Here is a 16,733-nt window from a genome sequence, read left to right as displayed (position 1 = left end):
GCCCGTTCTCCTGTCCTGAGAGCGCACGGAAAGTGTTGCATCGGGGGTTGTTTGGCGGGAGAAGCGGGTATATACATGCATTCCATGTTGCCTACCGAATGCCTCTGCACCCGCTTGCGTCGCGCCAGCCGTGGCGTCAGCAAGCTCTATGACGACGCCCTGAGCGGTGTCGGCCTCAATGTCGCCCAGTATTCTCTGCTCCGGCATCTGCAGCGCCTCGGTCAGCCGAGCATCACCGATCTGGCCGATGCCATGGGGCTCGAACGCAGTACCCTGGGGCGCAACCTGCGTGTTCTCGAGGGGCGTGGCCTGGTGATGCTGCAGGGGGGCGTGGACCAGCGCAATCGCCTGGTAGCGTTGAGCGAGTCTGGTGAGCAGCTGCTCGCCCAGGCTTTGGGCGCCTGGCAGACGGCGCAATTGCAACTGCAGCAACGATTGCCCCCGCAACACATGGAAGCGCTGGACGAGTTGCTCGCCAGCCTGGATTGACGGGAGCGGGCGTGGATCGCCTCTTCCCAGCTTGCGTTTCGACCTGACAACAGAAGGACATGCAATGAGTTCGGTATGGCGCACGAGTTTCTGGCTGATGCTGGGAGCCTCTCTGATCCTCGCCCTGTCCCTTGGCACGCGCCACGGGTTCGGTCTTTTCCTGTCGCCGATGAGCGATGATTTTGGCTGGGGGCGCGGTGTGTTCGCGTTCGCCATCGCCTTGCAGAACCTCATCTGGGGCATCGCTCAGCCCTTCACCGGTGCCCTGGCGGATCGTTTCGGCGCGCAGCGGGCGATCATCGTCGGCGGTCTGTTGTACGCGACCGGGCTGATCTTCATGGGGCTGTCGGACTCGCCGCTATCGCTGTCGCTGAGTGCCGGTTTGCTGATCGGCATCGGCCTGTCGGGCACGTCGTTCTCGGTGATTCTCGGCGTGGTCGGCCGTGCGGTGCCGGTGGAGAAACGCAGCATGGCCATGGGCATCGCCGCGGCGGCGGGGTCGTTCGGCCAGTTCGCCATGCTGCCGGGTACGCTCGGTCTGATCGGCTGGCTCGGTTGGTCGGCGGCACTGATTGCCCTGGGCATCATGGTGGCGTTGATCGCACCGCTGGCCGCCATGGTCAAGGATCGCCCGCAGGTGTCACAGGGGCCTCAGCAGACGCTTGGCGAGGCGCTGCGCGAAGCCTGCGGCCATTCCGGCTTCTGGTTGCTGGCGCTGGGCTTTTTCGTATGCGGGTTTCAGGTGGTGTTCATCGGTGTCCACTTGCCGGCCTATCTGGTCGATCAGCACCTGCCGGCCATCGTCGGCACCACCGTGCTGGCTCTGGTCGGGCTGTTCAACGTGTTCGGTACCTATATCGCCGGTTGGCTCGGCGGGCGGCGCTCCAAGCCGCGGCTGCTCAGTGCGCTGTACCTGGCCCGTGGCGTGGTGATCGCTCTGTTCATCACGGTGCCACTGAGCGTATGGACGGCTTATGCGTTCGGTATCGTCATGGGGCTGTTGTGGCTGTCCACCGTACCGCTGACCAATGGCACGGTGGCGACCCTGTTCGGGGTACGCAACCTGTCCATGCTCGGCGGCATCGTCTTTCTGTTCCACCAACTGGGTTCTTTCCTCGGTGGCTGGCTGGGCGGCTACCTCTACGACCACACGGGCAGCTATGATCTGGTATGGCAGATTTCCATCCTGCTCAGCGTACTGGCCGCAGCGCTCAACTGGCCGGTTCGCGAACAGCCCGTCGCCCGCCTGCAAGGAGCCCATGCATGACGCTCAGGCCCTGGATCGCAACCGCCCTCGGCGCCGCAGCGCTGTCGCTGCTGGCGTTGATCTTCTGGGGCTGGCATCAGGGTGGGCTGGCGATCATGCAGCTGGGGATGAGCCTCTGCTGAGCGGATTCACCGAGAAGGAAACCACCTGATGCGCGTGCGACTGTTTGCTCTGCCGCTGGTTCTGCTGGCGTTCAATGTCTCCGTACAGGCTGCCGAATGCCCGGCGCTGCTGGAGGGGGAGCTGCCCAAGTTGCGCTCCAAGGACAAGATCGACCTGTGTGAGCAGTTCGCCGGCAAGCCGCTGGTGGTGGTCAATACCGCCAGCTTCTGCGGTTTCACCTCGCAGTTCGAAGGGCTGGAAGCGCTCAATCAGCGCTACCGGGGGCAGGGCTTGGAAATTCTCGGCGTACCGTCCGATTCGTTCAAGCAGGAGTCGGACGACGCCGAAGAGACCGCCAAGGTCTGTTACGTGAATTACGGCGTGACCTTCACCATGAGTGAAACCCAGCCGGTGACCGGCGACCAGGCCATTCCCTTGTTCAAGGAACTGGCTGCGCAGACGGCAGCGCCACGCTGGAACTTCTTCAAATACGTGGTCGATCGCAAGGGCCAGGTGGTGGCGCGGTTTTCCAGCATGACCAAGCCCGATGACCCCGAGCTGATCGCCGCTGTGGAGAAGGCGATCGCCTCACAGCCCTGAGTCGAGGCAACAATGAAAAATCGCGGCATGAGCCGCGATTTTTGTTTCCGATCATCGTCTGATGAGCACGCCGCCCCGAGGGCCGTGCGTGCTCGAGATCGGTTCAGAAGCGGTAGGTCAGCGAGGCGCCCAGGCCGTGGGCGCTGTTCTTGTACGTGGCATTGTAAGTGCCGCGTGTCGCGCTGCTGCGATTGATATCGACTTCTTCTTCCTTGAGATAGGTGTAGGCCAGGTCGATGGTCATGTCGTCGCTTGGGCTCCAGCCTGCGCCGACGCTGAAAATCGTCCGGTCACCCGATGGGATGCGCGGCGAGCGATGTTCGTTTTTGGTGGGTGTCTGGTCGATGGCCACACCGGTACGCAGGACCCATTGCGGGTTCAGCTTGTAAGACACGCCAACCGCATGAGCCCAGGTGTCGTGCCAGTCCTGATCTTCGACGATGGTGTTCAGGCCGCCGGCCAGAAGGCCACCGACACCTTCGTTCTCCACGCGAATCTCCTTGAAGCGGCTCCAGCGTGTCCAGGTGCTGCCGGCATACAAGGTCCAGTCATCATTGAGGGCGTGGGTGATCGACAGGTCCACGGACTCGGGGGTGGTCACGTCGAGGGAGGCATCGTACTTGCCTGCGGAAGTGCCGATCACCGCCCCAGGACCCGATACGCGGGTGTCGCCTTCCAGCTCGTACTTGACCCGCGAGTGGTAGGCCAGGCCTACGCGTGTTTGTGGCGTGAACTCGTACAGAACACCGACGTTGAAGCCTACGGCCACGTCGTCGCCCTTGATCTTGACCTTGCCATCATTGCTGCCAGGAGGGCCGATCGGGTTGGTCAGCGACGAAGTGAGTTCGCCTTCTATGTGGTTGAAGGTGGGGCCGAAGCCGACCGACAACTGGTCATTGAAGCGGTAGCTGAGCGTCGGCTGTACCGTGATGACGCGTACATAACTCTTGTCCGCGAAGTAGCGGCCCTGGAAGCCACTCTCGTACTCGGTTGCCAGGCCGAAGGGCGCGTAGACGCCGATACCGAAAGCGACTTTTTCATCCAGCGGTTTGACGTAGTAACCCATGGGGACGCCCGTGGTCGGCACCATGTCACCATCGTTACTGCCACCATTGGCTGTGCCGGCAGCGGTCGTACTGCCGTTGCTGCTGATCCTGCTCTTGGCATGGATGGCCGCCACACCGAAATTGACCTGTTCGCGCTTGATTCGCGCCATGCCAGCCGGGTTGCCGAACACGGTGCTGGCGTCTTCCGCCGACGACGAGCGGCCAGCGAACGACATGCCCATGCCCGAGACGCTTTGCTCGTTGAGCGCAAAGCCACTGGCCAAGCTGTAGCTGGAGGTGGATGCGATGGCGATTGCCAGACCGGTTCTTAGGATTCTTGTACTCACGGGGTGCTCCTTGGCAGGGTCGGGGGAACTCTCGCTTTGCTGACTCAACGTCAATTCGGAAAGTTCAGGGTTAAACACGATCCGTCGAGGTGAAGCTGTCCGTTCGGGCAGGATATAGAGCCTTGCGGTGCTTGGCACCCGTGACCCGGTAGTCAGTTGCTCAGGCTGCAACCGACCGTCCGAAAATGCAGCGCTGCCAGGCTGAAACGAATTCGTCCGGCTTGCGATGGGGCGCGAAGACCTGCTGCCAGATCAGCGCCTGCGCACCGAGGTCGTCGGCGATGGGTAATGCCTTGCCATGGCTTTCGATGAGCAACCAGGCAATGGCGGTGGCATAGCGCAAATTGACGGTCAGCTCCAGGTGTGGCGCGCCAAGAAAGGCATGCTGGCTGGCCAGACCTCGTACCCGGCTGGCCAGTTCGGGGTCGCCAGCCAGGTGATCATCCCAGAGGTGCTGGTGGTGGTATGCCGAGATCCGGTACAGGCCGTAACCGCTGTGGTTGTCCAGCGCTGCGCCCAGAGATGACTGGCAAGCGGCGACGCCCAGCAGTAGCGCTTCGGCGGCGATGGATTGTTTATCCAGATACAGCAGGGTGGGGCGGATGACCTGCTGGTTCAGATCACAGGCAGCGATTCCCATACGAGCCTCTACGCAGAAATGGCCGGTGGAGGAGGGCGCTGGCAACGTCGTCTTGATCTGGTGGTGGCTTTTCGACGCGACCCACCGACCGTAAATCCCACCGGAAGCAGGGGTTAGCTGCTCAAATTCAAGCTTAGTGGGATATTCATACCGTAAAGAGCTGTTTTTAAATCGATTGAGGATTTACACCAGCCTGCATATGCCGAATTGGAACTGTAGCGAGCTGTATTGACACCATTGCGCTGCGTTCGGCAATATCGACCTCTAGTCGTCTTGCCCGAGCATTACATGTTCTCCATCTTCCAGCCCATGCCTTCTGTCCGCAGCCCCGCCGCTGCGTCGCAGAACGTTTGTCTGGAAGCTGGTAAGTCGAAGAAACAGTCGCTCATTTGACCGGGGCGCGCTGTCCCGTCAGATGGGCTGACAGGACAGAGGCGCGAGGTCGAAGCATCCCTTCGTCAGACTCCCTTCCCGCACTCCATCGACGGTGACCACACGGTCTACACCGAGGAGTTGCATGCATGTCTACATTTTCCGGAATCTGGGTCGCCCTGGTCACGCCGTTTCGCGATGGTCAGGTGGATCTACCGGCCTTGCGTTCGCTGGCCGTGCATCTGCTGGATGCTGGCGCGGCAGGTCTGGTGGTCTGCGGTACCAGTGGCGAAGCGGCGGCGCTGGATGAGCAGGAACAGTTGGCGGTGCTCGACGCCGTGCTCGAAGTGGTGCCTGCCAGCCGCGTGGTGATGGGGCTCAGTGGCAACAATCAGACTGCGGTACTGGCCCGCTTGCAGCGCATCCAGGGCCGCCCGCTGGCGGGGTTGCTGGTGCCGGCACCTTATTACATCAGACCGTCGCAGCAGGGGCTGCTGGCATTCTTCGAGGCCATCGCCGACGCTTCGCGGTTGCCGATCATCCTTTACGACATTCCTTACCGCAGCGCCGTCAGCATGGAGCTGGAAACCATCCGCCAGCTCGCCAGGCATCCGCGAATAATGGCGATCAAGGATTGTGGCGGTGACGTGCGCAAGACTCAGATGCTGATCGAGGATGGATTGCTCGACGTGCTCACCGGCGAAGACGAGCAGATATTCGCCACCCTGTGTCTCGGGGGGAGTGGCGCCATTTCTGCGGCAGCGCATATCCGTACCGCCGACTTCGTGCAGGTGGTGGCGCATCTGCAACAGGGCGATCTGCAGGCCGGTCGCGCACTGTTTCGCCAGTTGTTGCCGCTGATCCGGCTGGCCTTCGTCGAGCCCAACCCGGCGCCGGTGAAAAGCTTGCTGGCCATGCAGGGGTTGATCGCCGACGAGTTGCGTGAGCCCATGCTGCGCTGTTCGGACGGATTGCGTGAGCGCATGCGCAGTGAACTGCTGTGAGCGTGCAACACGGCAGAGGCTCACGGGATATACTGCGCGGCAATCTTTACGGGAGAGCCGCGTGAGCATCGAAATTGCCTGGATTCGAGACAACGCCAGCCTGGCGGAGCACTGCTCTGCCTGGCGCAAACAGCCATTTCTGGCGCTGGACACCGAGTTCATGCGCGTCGATACCTTTTACCCGATTGCCGGCCTTCTGCAGGTCAGCGAGGGCGAGCAGGCCTATCTGATCGACCCGCTGCAGATCGACGACTGGTCGCCGTTCGCTGCGTTGCTCGAGGATCCTCAGGTCATCAAGGTGGTGCACGCCTGCAGCGAGGACCTGGAAGTGCTCCTGCGCCTGACCGGCAGCCTGCCCGCGCCGCTGTTCGATTCGCAACTGGCCGCCGGTTACCTCAATCTGGGTTTCTCCATGGGCTATTCGCGGCTGGTGCAGGCGGTGCTGGGCATCGAACTGCCCAAGGGCGAGACCCGTTCGGACTGGCTGCAGCGTCCGCTGTCCGACACGCAGGTCAGTTACGCTGCCGAGGACGTGGTGCATCTGGCCGAGCTCTATCGCCGCCTGCAGGACAAACTCTCTGCCGAGAAGAATGCCTGGATTCTCGAGGACGGTGCCGAGCTGGTCGCCGGTCTGGGTCGCGAGATTCCCGCTGAAGAGGCGTACCGCGAAGCCAAATTGGCATGGAAGCTGTCGCGTGCCCAACTGGCCGTGCTGCGCGTGCTGTGCATCTGGCGCGAGCGCCAGGCGCGGGCACGCAATCAGCCGCGCAACCGAATCCTGCGTGAGCACTCGCTGTGGCCGCTGGCTCGCCAGCAGCCGAGCGATCTGGTCAGCCTGGCACGCATCGAGGACATGCACCCGAAGACCGTGCGCCAGGACGGCGAGACCATCCTGCAGATGATCCGCGATGCCGCCGCGCTACCTCAGAGCGAGTGGCCGCCGGCCATGCCGGAACCGCTGCCGCTGGAGTCCACGGCGCTGCTCAAGAAGCTGCGAGCCATTGGCCAGCGTGAAGGCGAACGTCTGGATATCGCCCCGGAACTGATGCTGCGCAAGAAGACCCTCGAGGCCCTGCTCAAGAGCGGTTACCCGGATGGTCCCTACCGCCTGCCCGACAGCCTGCGCGGCTGGCGCCGTGAGCTGATGGGCCAGGCGTTGCTCGATTGCCTGGCCGCTCGAGGAGAGTCCGCTTGAAACTTATCTGCTCCATCTACAAGAGCCCCCGCAAGGATGGCATGTACCTCTACGTACTGCGTGCCGATGCGCTGAAACAGGTTCCCGAGAATCTGCTGAGCGCCTTCGGGCCACCCGTCCTTGCCTTCGACATGGTGCTGACGCCTGAGCGCACCCTCGCACGCGAAGACATCCACAAGGTGCTGGAGAACCTCGATAGCCAGGGTTATCACCTGCAGATGCCGCCACCGGAAGAGGATTACATCGAGCATCTGCCGGAAGAGCTGTTACGTCGCAACGACCCTGTCTGAGGTAGGCCGAAATGCGTGTACTGATTGCCGAGAACGATCACGTTCTGTACCGCGAATTGCTGCAGAGGGCCCAGCCGGAGCTCGAGCTGATCGCTGGCGATGGCCCCGAGCTGGCGGCACAGGCGGGTAGTTGTCAGGTCTGGCTGGGTGAGCCGCATCTGTTCGCCGAACTGATCCGCGCCGGCCACAAGCCGGACTGGGTGCAGTCGACCTGGGCCGGTATCACGCCGCTGCTGGCGGAGGACTTGCCACGGGATTATCGACTGACTCGCGCGGTCGGGGTTTTCGGCCAGGTGATGGCCGAGTACGTGCTCTGTCACATGCTCGCCCACCAGCGCGAACTCTTCGCCCGCCTGCAGGCGCAGCGCGAGCGGCGTTGGGATGGTCGCCTGCCGGGCAGCCTGGCTGGGTGCAAGGTGCTGATCGTCGGTACCGGCGAAATCGGCCTGGCGGTTGCTCGCTTCCTGCAGCCGTTCAACGTCGTACTGACCGGGGTCGCCAGTAGCGCGCGGACACTGGCGCCATTCAGTGAAGTGGCGTCTGTCGAGGCGCTGCCGCGTCTGGTCGCCGAGGCCGATTACGTGATCAACCTGCTGCCCAACACGCCGGCCACCCGGGACATTTACGATGCGGCCTTGCTGGCATGCTTCAAACCATCGGCGGTATTGATCAATGCCGGACGCGGTACCTCGGTGGTCGATGAGGATCTGGTCGCGGCGCTTGCCCGTGGGCAACTGGCTGCGGCGGTGATCGATGTCTGCCGTGAAGAGCCGTTGCCCACCGGGCACCCGTTCTGGACCGCCGACAACCTGTTGCTCACCGGTCACAGCGCTGCGCCGAGCCTGCCACCGCTGCTGGTCGAGCTGTTCGTCAGCAACCTGCAGCGTTATCGAGCCGGCAGCGCCCTGCACGGGCTGGTGGATTTTTCCCGAGGCTATTGAGCCACGCTGCCGCGTGCAGCTTGTACTGTGCGGTCGGCAGACCTAGACTGCCGGCCTTTTCGCCCGTTACCTCCAGTTGCTGATCATGGCCGCGCCCGTCTCTCCGTTCTGGAAACACAAGACCCTCGAGCAACTCGACACCCGGGAGTGGGAGTCGCTGTGCGATGGTTGTGGCCTATGCTGCCTGCAGAAGCTCGAAGACGAGGATGACGGAGCCGTCTATTACACGCGTATCGCCTGCAAGCTGCTCGACCTGGATACCTGCCGCTGCAGCGATTACCCGAACCGCAAGACCTTCGTGCCGGACTGCATTCAGCTCACCCCAGCCCAGGCGGATCAGTTCCAGTGGCTGCCGCCCACCTGTGGTTATCGACTGGTCAGCGAGGGCAAGGATCTGCCGCTCTGGCATCATCTGGTGTGCGGTGACCCGGATGCGGTGCACCGTGAGAGGATCTCCCAGGCAGGGCGCATGCTCAGTGAAAACAGCGTGGCCGAAGATGACTGGGAAGAACACCTGATCTTTCGCGCTGGCTGAGGGTCTGTGATGTGCCGTTAAGGCTCGCTTAAGCGGGCCGGTGTCTCATAGCCCTGTTGCACCCTGCCTCTAGTGTGCTCTGATCCCATGGAACGTTCCGATTCGTCTGTTCTGGAGTTGCCTGTATGTCGATTCGCTGCCTGCTGCTGTCCGCTGTTCTGTTGAGTACCGGCACACCCCTGTGGGCAGCCGAAAAGGTCGATCTGGACTACAAGGTGAAATTCCTTCCGGAAAGCGATCAGGCTGAAGTCAGCATTAGCCTGGAGAAGGGCGAGCGCGTGCGCAGCCTCAACTTCAACCTGGGCGACGATGGCTATTACAGCGACTTCAAGGCTGACGGCGAGTGGAAGCAGGAGGGCGAGCAGCGCGGCCTGTGGGTGCCTGCCAAGGGCAAGGCCAGCCTGACTTACAAGGTGCGTATCAGCCACCCTCGTGGCGAAGGTCGTTTCGACGCGCGGATGACCGAGGACTGGGCTCTGCTGCGCGGTGACGATCTGATCCCCAGTGCGGTACTCAATCAGGTCGACGGCACGGATCTGGTGGCGCGCCTGGAGTTCGACCTGCCCAAAGGCTGGCGTAGCGTCGAGACCGGCTGGCCGCGCGTGGGCAAGAACAAGTTCCGCATCGACAACCCGCAGCGCAAGTTCGATCGCCCCACTGGCTGGATCGTCGCTGGCAAGGTCGGCACGCGTCGCGCCAAGCTCGGTGAAACCCAGGTAACCGTCGCTGCGCCGGTGGGTGAGGGCATGCGGCGCATGGATGTTCTGACCCTGCTGACCTTCGTATGGCCCGAGATGCAGGCGGTGTTCCCGCGTGACCCGGGCAAGCTGCTGGTGGTCGGCGCCGGTGACCCGATGTGGCGTGGCGGTCTGTCGGCCCCCAACTCCTATTTCATGCACGCCGACCGTCCGCTGGTCAGCGAGAACGGCACCAGCTCGCTGGTGCACGAACTGGTACACGTGTTCAGCCGCATCAGTGATACCGACAAGAGCGACTGGATCAGCGAGGGCCTGGCCGAGTACTACGCCATCGAAGTGATGCGTCGGGCCGGTGGGCTCAGTGAGGATCGCTACCAGAAGGTGCGCGAGCACCTGATCAAGTGGAGCAAGCCGGTCAAGTCCCTGCGCACCGAGAACTCCACCGGGCCGATCACCGCCCGTGCGGTGCTGCTCCTGCAGGAGCTCGACCGGGAAATTCGCCAGGCCACCAAGGATGGCCAGCAGCGCTCGCTGGACGACGTGGCTCGCGGCCTGATGCGCCTTGAAAAGGCCAGCACCAAGGATTTCATCGAGATCACCGAGAACGTCATGGGTCGCAGCTCCAAGGTGCTGGACACCCGATTGCTACGCTGATCGTTTGGAGCGACATCACCCTCGAGAGCCCTCTTTCGAGTCAGCAACGCCCAATCCGGTGCAGGCACCGGGTTGGGCGTTTTCGCATCCAGCCCCCGCCATTGCTGGTGTTCAGCAAGCTATCAATGAAGTCGATCTTTACTATTCCCAGGATCGAGTTTTTGATCAAATTTTCTTGAGTAACATGAGCTCCATACCCACTTACTTCCTCCCAAGGAGCTCAACATGAAAACCGAATTCATTGCCAGCCTGTTCATCGCCACCCTCGCCAGCGCCGCTTTTGCACTGCCGCAAGCACCTGTCGAGGCCACTACTTCGCACTCCGTTGGTGCGCAGAAAGTCGCAGAGGATGGTTACAAGCGTACCGGTGGCAAGTTCGCCGAGAGCGGCTTCGAACGTGTCGGCGGCAAGCTGGTCGCTGAAGATGGCTACGAGCGCACTGGCGGCAAGATCGCCGAGAGCGGTTTCGAACGCGTCGGCGGCAAGCTGGTCGCTGAAGATGGCTACGAGCGCACTGGCGGCAAGATCGCCGAGAGCGGTTTCGAGCGTGTCGGCGGCAAGCTGGTCGCTGAAGATGGCTACGAGCGCACTGGCGGCAAGATAGCCGAGAGCGGTTTCGAGCGTGTAGGCGGTAAATTGGTCGCTGAAGATGGTTACGAGCGTACCGGTGGCAAAGCTGCCCAGGCTTTCGAGCATATCGATGGCAAGCTGGTTGCCGAAGATGGCTATAGCCGTACGGGTGGCAAGGTCCAACCTTCCTGATCAGTCAGCGTCAACACAAAGCCCGGCTCGCTCCGGGCTTTATCTTGTCTGCAATCTGGCTCAGTACTTGGCGCCGGTTCTGGTGTTGTTGCCTTTGGCCAGGCGGTCATAGAGCACCACGTTGACCGTCGCCGCGAGGTTCATGCAGCCCTGCGTGGGGATGTAGACCACCTCTTCGCACCAGTCGCGTACTTCCTGGTCCAGCGAGCCGTCTTCCGGGCCGAAGATATAAAAGGCGCGATCCGGGTGGGTGTAGCTCGGCAATGGCCGGGCACCGTCCACCAGTTCCACGGCTACCGGGGTGCACCCCAGGGGAATGACTTTCTGCAGGTCATCGATGCCGATCAGGGGAATGTCCAGGTGCACCCGCTTGGTATCGGTGACGAAGTCCCGGGCGCGCTCGTAGCGCTTGCCGGTGTAGAACACCGAGGTCACGCCATAGCAGCCGGCGGCACGCATCACGGCGCCGACGTTCTCCGGTGACTTGGGGTTGTAGAGACCGATGCAGCTGTATCGTTTGTTGCCCACGGACAGGCCTCGCGCAAAAGGAGCGGCATTATACGGCCTGTTTGGCGACTAGGGTCTGTTGACGTTTCAACGCGAGCCGCGTTGCCGCGAGAAATCTCGCCAGGCCGGGCGGCGATCCGCTAGCGGAGGACGCAGGGAATGGACTAGCCGTCCGCGTTTTCCCTTGCCAAGTCCTCCAACAACGCATGGCGAGATTTCTCGCGCAACCCGCAGGGCCGGGCCCGTTTTTGCGCGATACGGCGTTACTCGATGTCTCATTTGGCCCACCAAACTTCGCATCTCGTGCCTTGCCTCGCGCAAAAACGGGCTCCGGCGCGGCCGTGCGTGAAACGTCAACAGACCCTAGGACTTTTTCTGCAGCAGATCGGCCAGATTGGCAAACGCCTTGTGGGTGGTTTTCGGCCCGCTCTGGCTGGCAGTGGAACCTTCGCTGAAATACTGCTGGTCGGTGTACCGGGAGTGTTCATTGTCGTGGCAGAACAGGCACAGCAGCTCCCAGTTGGAGCCGTCCTGGGGGTTGTTGTCGTGATTGTGGTCACGGTGGTGAACGGTCAGTTCACTGAGGCGCTTGCCTGAGAACTCGCGGGCGCAACGGCCGCAGACGTGCGGGTACATGCGCAGGGCCTTGTCCCGATAGCCTTCTTCACGGCTGCGCTGGGCATCGGCGAGGATGCGGTCGAGTTTGGACGTAGGCGTGGACGGGCTGCTCATGTTCGCTCCTTGGTGGGTAGCGCTCAGTATAGGGCAGCATCAGTGACTGCCGAGAGGAATCTGTTTGCACTTTCCGGCATCTCGCCAGCCCAAGGCAGTTCGTCCCATCGAACATTGGAGTACCCAACATGCGCAAGTCCATCGTGATGCTGATCAGTCTGCTGTCATTCGCCGGCATCGCTCATGCCCAGCAGGAACAGCCTTCTGCCGCCCAGCCCGCGGGTACCGTGCAGAGCCCCGACGTGCCCGATCCATCGGCCGTCGATCCCGACACTCCACCCGTGATCCGCGATGGCCGTGACAACGACGAGTCGACCGAGGCAGCCGACGACGCTGCGGAGCGTCAGCACGAGCAGCAAGACCAGCACAAGAAACACTGAGTGCTCAGCGCTGGCTGCCGGCCACGTCAGCCAGCCAGGTATCAGGCCTCGGAACGCAGGCCGAGTACCTTGAAGAGGAAGGCATATTCCAGCGCGACGTCCCGCAGCGCCTGATAGCGGCCACTCATGCCGCCATGGCCGGCTTCGAGGTCGGTTTTCAGCAGTAGCAGGTTGTCATCCGTCTTCAGTTCGCGCAGGCGCGCCACCCACTTGGCCGCCTCCCAATACTGCACGCGGCTATCGTTGTAGCCCGCCACCGCGAGAACCGCTGGATATCGCTGCGCCTGCACGTTCTCGTAGGGTGCGTAAGCCTTGATGCGCTCGTGCACCTCTGGCTGGTTGGGGTCGCCCCACTCATCGTATTCGGTGACGGTCAGTGGCAGCTCCGGGTTGAGCATGGTGTTGAGCACATCGACGAAGGGCACTTCGGCGATAGCCGCTGCGAACAGCTCCGGCCGCTGGTTGAGCGTTGCGCCGATCAGCAGGCCGCCTGCGCTGCCGCCGCTGATGGCCAGCCGCGACGGGCTGGTGAACCCTTGGGCGATCAGGTGCTCGGCACAGGCGATGAAGTCGCCGAAACTGTTCTGTTTGTGTTCCAGCTTGCCGGCCCGGTACCAGGCTTCGCCCAGTTCACCGCCGCCGCGAACGTGGGCGATGGCGAACACCACGCCGCGATCGAGCAGGCTCAGGCGTGCGTGGGAGAACCAGGGATCGAGGCTTTCGCCATAGGCACCGTAACCGTACAGATAGAGCGGAGCGGCCTGGCCCAGGGCATCGCGGCGGGCGACCAGGCTGATCGGTACCCGGGTGCCATCTTCCGCGGTCGCCCACAGCCGCTGGCTGAGATAGGCATCGGCATCGAACTCGCCGAGTACCGGGGTTTCCTTGAGAATCTGCTGGGTGCCATCGGCCAGGTTCAACTGGCGAATCTGCGCGGGACGATTGAGTGCCTCGTAACGCAGGCGGATCACCGGGCTGGCGAACTCCAGGCTGTCCTGCACGTACAGGCTGTAGGCGGCATCGGGCAGGCTGACCCGATAACCGGCCAGCCCTTGCGGGCGTACGTCGATGATCGGCAGGCCGCCTTCGCGCAGGCTGAGCACCAGCGCCGACTCGGCCAGGCTGACGCCTTCGAGCATCACCTGTTCGTTATGCGCCACCAGCTCCTGCCAGTGTTCGCGGGTCGGTCGTTCAGGCGTGGCACTGTACAGCGCGAAATTGATGCCAGTCTGGTTGCTGCGAATCAGCCAGGCCCACTGGCCGTCGAGTTTGCCGTGGTCGGGGTAGTACTCATGGCCTTCCTCGCGCGGCGCCAGGCACTGGAAGGGCTGCTGCGGCGTGTTCGCGTCCAGCACCCAGCATTCACTGGTGGTCTTGCTGCCCAGCAGCAGTACCAGCTGGCGTTCCGAGCTGCTGCGGTAGCAGGTGAGAAAGAAACGGCCATCGGGCTCGTGGAACACCTGGGCGCTCTGCGTTTCACCAAGTCGATAGCGATGCAGCGTGCTGGGGCGGTGGGCATCGTCCAGTTCGCCATAGAACAGGGTCTGGCTGTCGTTGGCCCAGGTCATGCTGCCGTCGCAGTCGTCGAACGGCAGCTCATCGATGGCGCCACTGGCCAGTTCCTTGACGAACAGGCGATAGATCTCGTCGCCACTGGTGTCCAGGCTGTAGGCCAGGCGCTGCTGGTCGGGGCTGATGCTGAAAGCACCCAGGGACAGAAAACCGCCCGCGGCGATTTCGTTGGGATCGAGAAGCAGTTGCTCAGCGCTTTCGTCGAGCTGCAGGCCGCCGTCCGCAGGGCGAGGGCAGCGATAGTGGCGGGGATACTCGTCACCGGCAGTGGTGCGTTGGTAGTAGAGGTAGTCACCCCAGGGGGTCGGCAATGACAGGTCGGTCTCGCGGATGCGCGCCTTTATTTCCTGGAACAACCGTTCGCGCAATCCAGCCTGATCGCTCAACTGGTCTTCCAGGTAGGCGTTCTCGGCACGCAGGTGGCTCAGCACCTCGTCGCTGTCGCGGTCTTCGAGCCAGTGATAGGGATCGGTGCCAGTGTCCTTGCGGGCAATGGGGGCAGTGGTCATGAGAGTCTCCAGAACGCAGGGCGATGGCAACGGGCACTTCTTAAAACTACCAACGTTTTTAGACGTACCCTAAAGGCGCCGAACCCGGGAAAAGCCGTTATCATAAGCGCCTTTGTCGCCAGGCAGCCGCCGAAAAATGCGGATTGACCCGTTCGAGCCAAGTAAAGCAAGGGAACCGTCCCCCTCATGATCGAAAACGACTATCTCCTCGCCTGGGGCGCTTATGCCATTGCCGCGTTGGGCTGCCTGCTGGTGTGGTTCCGTATCACCAGCTGGATGTGGCGCTACGTGCGCGAACCGCTGCGCGTGCTGGTGGCGATTCTGCTGTTCTGCCCGACCATCGTCGATCCGGCCAAGGAACTGTTCGCGCCTGCAGTGGCTATCGTCGCCCTCGATCTGATCTTCAAGGTCGGCAGCAATGCCTGGCGAGCCGTGGCTGATCTGGCCATGTACGGGCTTATCGTGTTCGCCATCTATCTGCTGTTCGTGGCCATTCGTTGGCCGTTCCTGCGCAGTGCCAGGGCCCGCAAGGCCGCACGCGAAGAGGAGCAGGGCGAGGACAGCGATCTGACCCTGCGCGAACGTCTGCAGCAGGAGCAGGAGCCGAAGTACACCGCGCCACGCAGTACCCGCAGCGCTCGCGTCGAGCCGCGGTTGTAAGCCGGATCAATCGAGAACCAGATCATGTGTGAACTGCTCGGCATGAGCGCCAACGTCCCGACCGATATCGTCTTCAGTTTTACCGGGCTGATGCAGCGTGGTGGGCGTACCGGGCCGCATCGCGATGGCTGGGGCATCGGTTTCTACGAAGGCCGGGGCCTGCGCCTGTTCCAGGATCCTCGCGCGAGCAGCGAGTCGGAAGTGGCGCAGCTGGTGCAGCGCTATCCGATCAAGAGCGAAGTGGTGATCGGCCATATTCGTCAGGCCAATGTCGGGCGTGTCTGCCTGGCCAACACCCATCCTTTCGTGCGCGAGCTGTGGGGGCGCAACTGGTGCTTCGCCCATAACGGCCAACTGGCTGATTTTCGCCCGGCCCTGAGTTTCTATCGTGCCATCGGCGATACGGACAGCGAATCGGCCTTCTGCGATCTGCTCAACCGCATTCGCACAGCGTTTCCGGAAGCGGTTCCCATCGAGGTGCTGTTGCCTGAACTTGTCGCTGCCTGTGCGGCCTATCGTCAGCATGGCGTGTTCAATTGCCTGCTCAGCGACGGTGACTGGCTGTTCAGCTTCTGCTCCAGCAAGCTGGCACATATCACCCGGCGTGCGCCCTTCGGGCCTGCGCACCTGCGCGATGCCGACATGAGCGTGGATTTTCATGCCGAAACCACGCCCAACGACGTGGTTTCGGTACTGGCCACCGAGCCGCTGACCGACAACGAGCAGTGGTCGCTGTATCAGCCGGGCGAATGGCGCCTGTGGCGCGCGGGCGAATGCATCGCCCAGGGCCTGAGCAACTGACGAGCGTCCCGCGTGGCGGGGCTGCGGGGGATGAATGTTAAGAAGTTATCTGCGTCTGGCGTTGTTCGCTCTGGGCCTGTTGCTTGGCGTTCAGGTGCCGGGTTTCATCGATGATTACGCTAAGCGCGTCGAAGCCCATCGCCTGGAATCCGAACAGAGCCTGAGCGGTTTCCGCGATACCGCCCGGCGCTTCTTCGATGGAGACCTGCAGCGCCTGGTCGGCCATTATCGTGGCAGTACCGACCCGGTGATGCAGAGCGACGCGCGCAGCGTGGGCCTGCTGGTCGAACGCTCCGAACTGTTGCAGCGCGAATCGCTGGCCATGCAGGGCCCCTGGTATCGTCAGGTCTGGCACCTGGCAACCGCTGCCGACGAGCAACTGCTGCAGGAAACCCACGCTGCCTACCGCTATCAGGTGCTCCTGGCGCCCGAGGCGATCGCCTGGGGTATCGCCTGCGCGCTTTTCCTCGCCTGGGTCGTGGAAAGCATCCTGCTGTTGCTGGCCCTGCCGTTCCGGCGCCGTGAGCGCCGCGTAGTGCCCGAACGTCAACAACCGCGCATGCGCTGAGAGCACGTGGCCTAGCCTGGGTTGAGCGAAGAACCGTAGGGTGGGTTAGTGACGCCATCCCC

At 62.6% G+C, this 16,733-nt stretch carries 20 protein-coding genes; 15 read left to right on the top strand and 5 right to left on the bottom strand.

The genetic code is table 11. From position 1 onward, the window contains the following. Positions 1-84: 84 nt before the first annotated feature. The 4 genes from FHR27_RS10145 to FHR27_RS10135 all read left to right on the top strand — a co-directional run bounded on the left by FHR27_RS10145 (position 85) and on the right by FHR27_RS10135 (position 2,458). Positions 85-489, top strand: a complete 405-nt coding sequence (locus tag FHR27_RS10145; protein ID WP_179540078.1) for a MarR family winged helix-turn-helix transcriptional regulator — start codon at positions 85-87, stop codon at positions 487-489. 64 nt (positions 490-553) lie between these two features. Beyond that, positions 554-1,756, top strand: a complete 1,203-nt coding sequence (locus FHR27_RS10140; RefSeq protein WP_042555749.1) for an MFS transporter — start codon at positions 554-556, stop codon at positions 1,754-1,756. Next, positions 1,753-1,878: a hypothetical protein gene (locus FHR27_RS26915; RefSeq protein WP_257026877.1), complete on the top strand. Its 126-nt coding sequence runs from the start codon at positions 1,753-1,755 to the stop codon at positions 1,876-1,878. Before FHR27_RS10140 ends, FHR27_RS26915 begins: the two co-directional genes overlap by 4 nt. A gap of 28 nt (positions 1,879-1,906) precedes the next feature. Beyond that, on the top strand, positions 1,907-2,458 hold the full coding sequence (locus FHR27_RS10135; protein ID WP_042555750.1) for a glutathione peroxidase: 552 nt from the start codon (positions 1,907-1,909) through the stop codon (positions 2,456-2,458). Positions 2,459-2,561: 103 nt separating this feature from the next. Here FHR27_RS10135 and FHR27_RS10130 read toward each other — a convergent pair whose 3' ends face one another. Together FHR27_RS10130 and FHR27_RS10125 are read right to left on the bottom strand one after the other, a co-directional pair. Further along, positions 2,562-3,851 carry an OmpP1/FadL family transporter gene (locus FHR27_RS10130; protein ID WP_042555751.1) on the bottom strand — a complete coding sequence of 430 codons (1,290 nt, stop codon included), beginning with the start codon at positions 3,849-3,851 and terminating at the stop codon, positions 2,562-2,564. 160 nt (positions 3,852-4,011) lie between these two features. Then, on the bottom strand, positions 4,012-4,491 hold the full coding sequence (locus FHR27_RS10125; protein WP_042555752.1) for a hypothetical protein: 480 nt from the start codon (positions 4,489-4,491) through the stop codon (positions 4,012-4,014). A 521-nt stretch (positions 4,492-5,012) separates the two neighbouring features. On the opposite strand from FHR27_RS10125, the gene dapA reads away from it, so the two are divergent. From dapA to FHR27_RS10090, 7 genes are all read left to right on the top strand, one after another. Further along, on the top strand, positions 5,013-5,867 hold the full coding sequence (gene dapA / locus FHR27_RS10120) for a 4-hydroxy-tetrahydrodipicolinate synthase (protein ID WP_042555753.1): 855 nt from the start codon (positions 5,013-5,015) through the stop codon (positions 5,865-5,867). A 61-nt stretch (positions 5,868-5,928) separates the two neighbouring features. After that, a complete protein-coding gene (gene rnd, locus FHR27_RS10115; RefSeq protein WP_042555754.1) occupies positions 5,929-7,062 on the top strand; it encodes a ribonuclease D in 1,134 nt (377 codons plus the stop codon). Continuing rightward, positions 7,059-7,352, top strand: a complete 294-nt coding sequence (locus FHR27_RS10110; protein WP_179538501.1) for a YcgL domain-containing protein — start codon at positions 7,059-7,061, stop codon at positions 7,350-7,352. Before rnd ends, FHR27_RS10110 begins: the two co-directional genes overlap by 4 nt. Before the next feature lie 11 nt (positions 7,353-7,363). After that, the gene (locus tag FHR27_RS10105; protein WP_179538500.1) at positions 7,364-8,293 is read left to right on the top strand and encodes a D-2-hydroxyacid dehydrogenase; all 930 of its coding nucleotides are present in this window, start codon (positions 7,364-7,366) and stop codon (positions 8,291-8,293) included. An 85-nt stretch (positions 8,294-8,378) separates the two neighbouring features. Next, positions 8,379-8,828 (top strand): YcgN family cysteine cluster protein, encoded by a 450-nt coding sequence (locus FHR27_RS10100; protein WP_179538499.1) that lies wholly within the window; start codon positions 8,379-8,381, stop codon positions 8,826-8,828. Between the two features lie 125 nt (positions 8,829-8,953). Continuing rightward, positions 8,954-10,180: a hypothetical protein gene (locus FHR27_RS10095; RefSeq protein WP_042555757.1), complete on the top strand. Its 1,227-nt coding sequence runs from the start codon at positions 8,954-8,956 to the stop codon at positions 10,178-10,180. Between the two features lie 225 nt (positions 10,181-10,405). Then, entirely contained in the window at positions 10,406-10,942 is a 537-nt protein-coding gene (locus FHR27_RS10090) for a heme utilization protein (protein WP_179538498.1), read from the top strand. A 60-nt stretch (positions 10,943-11,002) separates the two neighbouring features. Here the strand turns inward: FHR27_RS10090 and FHR27_RS10085 are convergent, their stop codons facing one another. Further along, on the bottom strand, positions 11,003-11,470 hold the full coding sequence (locus FHR27_RS10085; protein WP_179538497.1) for an RNA methyltransferase: 468 nt from the start codon (positions 11,468-11,470) through the stop codon (positions 11,003-11,005). A gap of 342 nt (positions 11,471-11,812) precedes the next feature. Then, complete coding sequence (locus tag FHR27_RS10080; protein ID WP_042555759.1) at positions 11,813-12,181, bottom strand: YajD family HNH nuclease; 369 nt, start codon at positions 12,179-12,181, stop codon at positions 11,813-11,815. A 128-nt stretch (positions 12,182-12,309) separates the two neighbouring features. Here FHR27_RS10080 and FHR27_RS10075 point away from each other — a divergent pair, with 128 nt between their 5' ends. Continuing rightward, entirely contained in the window at positions 12,310-12,561 is a 252-nt protein-coding gene (locus FHR27_RS10075; protein WP_179538496.1) for a hypothetical protein, read from the top strand. Positions 12,562-12,602: 41 nt separating this feature from the next. On the opposite strand, the gene FHR27_RS10070 is transcribed toward FHR27_RS10075, so the two are convergent. Then, a complete protein-coding gene (locus FHR27_RS10070) occupies positions 12,603-14,642 on the bottom strand; it encodes a S9 family peptidase (RefSeq protein WP_179538495.1) in 2,040 nt (679 codons plus the stop codon). A gap of 186 nt (positions 14,643-14,828) precedes the next feature. Here FHR27_RS10070 and FHR27_RS10065 point away from each other — a divergent pair, with 186 nt between their 5' ends. The 3 genes from FHR27_RS10065 to FHR27_RS10055 are packed head-to-tail and all read left to right on the top strand — an operon-like array spanning position 14,829 to position 16,671. Next, positions 14,829-15,302 (top strand): MFS transporter, encoded by a 474-nt coding sequence (locus FHR27_RS10065; protein ID WP_179538494.1) that lies wholly within the window; start codon positions 14,829-14,831, stop codon positions 15,300-15,302. A gap of 24 nt (positions 15,303-15,326) precedes the next feature. After that, a complete protein-coding gene (locus FHR27_RS10060) occupies positions 15,327-16,103 on the top strand; it encodes a class II glutamine amidotransferase (RefSeq protein WP_042555763.1) in 777 nt (258 codons plus the stop codon). A gap of 34 nt (positions 16,104-16,137) precedes the next feature. Next, positions 16,138-16,671 carry a DUF2937 family protein gene (locus FHR27_RS10055; RefSeq protein WP_179538493.1) on the top strand — a complete coding sequence of 178 codons (534 nt, stop codon included), beginning with the start codon at positions 16,138-16,140 and terminating at the stop codon, positions 16,669-16,671. Positions 16,672-16,733: the final 62 nt, after the last annotated feature.

It is taken from the genome of Pseudomonas flavescens (genome assembly GCF_013408425.1).
Classification (GTDB): Bacteria; Pseudomonadota; Gammaproteobacteria; order Pseudomonadales; family Pseudomonadaceae; genus Aquipseudomonas; species Aquipseudomonas fulva_A.
This window is presented reverse-complemented; position numbering and strand designations above follow the sequence as displayed.

Bases quoted from the DNA above. Each gene is read 5' to 3' on its own strand.
- FHR27_RS10145 (WP_179540078.1), top strand. From the start codon at position 85: ATGTTGCCTACCGAATGCCTCTGCACCCGCTTGCGTCGCGCCAGCCGT.
- FHR27_RS10140 (WP_042555749.1), top strand. From the start codon at position 554: ATGAGTTCGGTATGGCGCACGAGTTTCTGGCTGATGCTGGGAGCCTCT.
- FHR27_RS26915 (WP_257026877.1), top strand. From the start codon at position 1,753: ATGACGCTCAGGCCCTGGATCGCAACCGCCCTCGGCGCCGCAGCGCTG.
- FHR27_RS10135 (WP_042555750.1), top strand. From the start codon at position 1,907: ATGCGCGTGCGACTGTTTGCTCTGCCGCTGGTTCTGCTGGCGTTCAAT.
- FHR27_RS10125 (WP_042555752.1), bottom strand. From the start codon at position 4,491: ATGGGAATCGCTGCCTGTGATCTGAACCAGCAGGTCATCCGCCCCACC.
- dapA (WP_042555753.1), top strand. From the start codon at position 5,013: ATGTCTACATTTTCCGGAATCTGGGTCGCCCTGGTCACGCCGTTTCGC.
- FHR27_RS10105 (WP_179538500.1), top strand. From the start codon at position 7,364: ATGCGTGTACTGATTGCCGAGAACGATCACGTTCTGTACCGCGAATTG.
- FHR27_RS10100 (WP_179538499.1), top strand. From the start codon at position 8,379: ATGGCCGCGCCCGTCTCTCCGTTCTGGAAACACAAGACCCTCGAGCAA.
- FHR27_RS10095 (WP_042555757.1), top strand. From the start codon at position 8,954: ATGTCGATTCGCTGCCTGCTGCTGTCCGCTGTTCTGTTGAGTACCGGC.
- FHR27_RS10090 (WP_179538498.1), top strand. From the start codon at position 10,406: ATGAAAACCGAATTCATTGCCAGCCTGTTCATCGCCACCCTCGCCAGC.
- FHR27_RS10080 (WP_042555759.1), bottom strand. From the start codon at position 12,181: ATGAGCAGCCCGTCCACGCCTACGTCCAAACTCGACCGCATCCTCGCC.
- FHR27_RS10075 (WP_179538496.1), top strand. From the start codon at position 12,310: ATGCGCAAGTCCATCGTGATGCTGATCAGTCTGCTGTCATTCGCCGGC.
- FHR27_RS10070 (WP_179538495.1), bottom strand. From the start codon at position 14,642: ATGACCACTGCCCCCATTGCCCGCAAGGACACTGGCACCGATCCCTAT.
- FHR27_RS10065 (WP_179538494.1), top strand. From the start codon at position 14,829: ATGATCGAAAACGACTATCTCCTCGCCTGGGGCGCTTATGCCATTGCC.
- FHR27_RS10060 (WP_042555763.1), top strand. From the start codon at position 15,327: ATGTGTGAACTGCTCGGCATGAGCGCCAACGTCCCGACCGATATCGTC.
- FHR27_RS10055 (WP_179538493.1), top strand. From the start codon at position 16,138: ATGTTAAGAAGTTATCTGCGTCTGGCGTTGTTCGCTCTGGGCCTGTTG.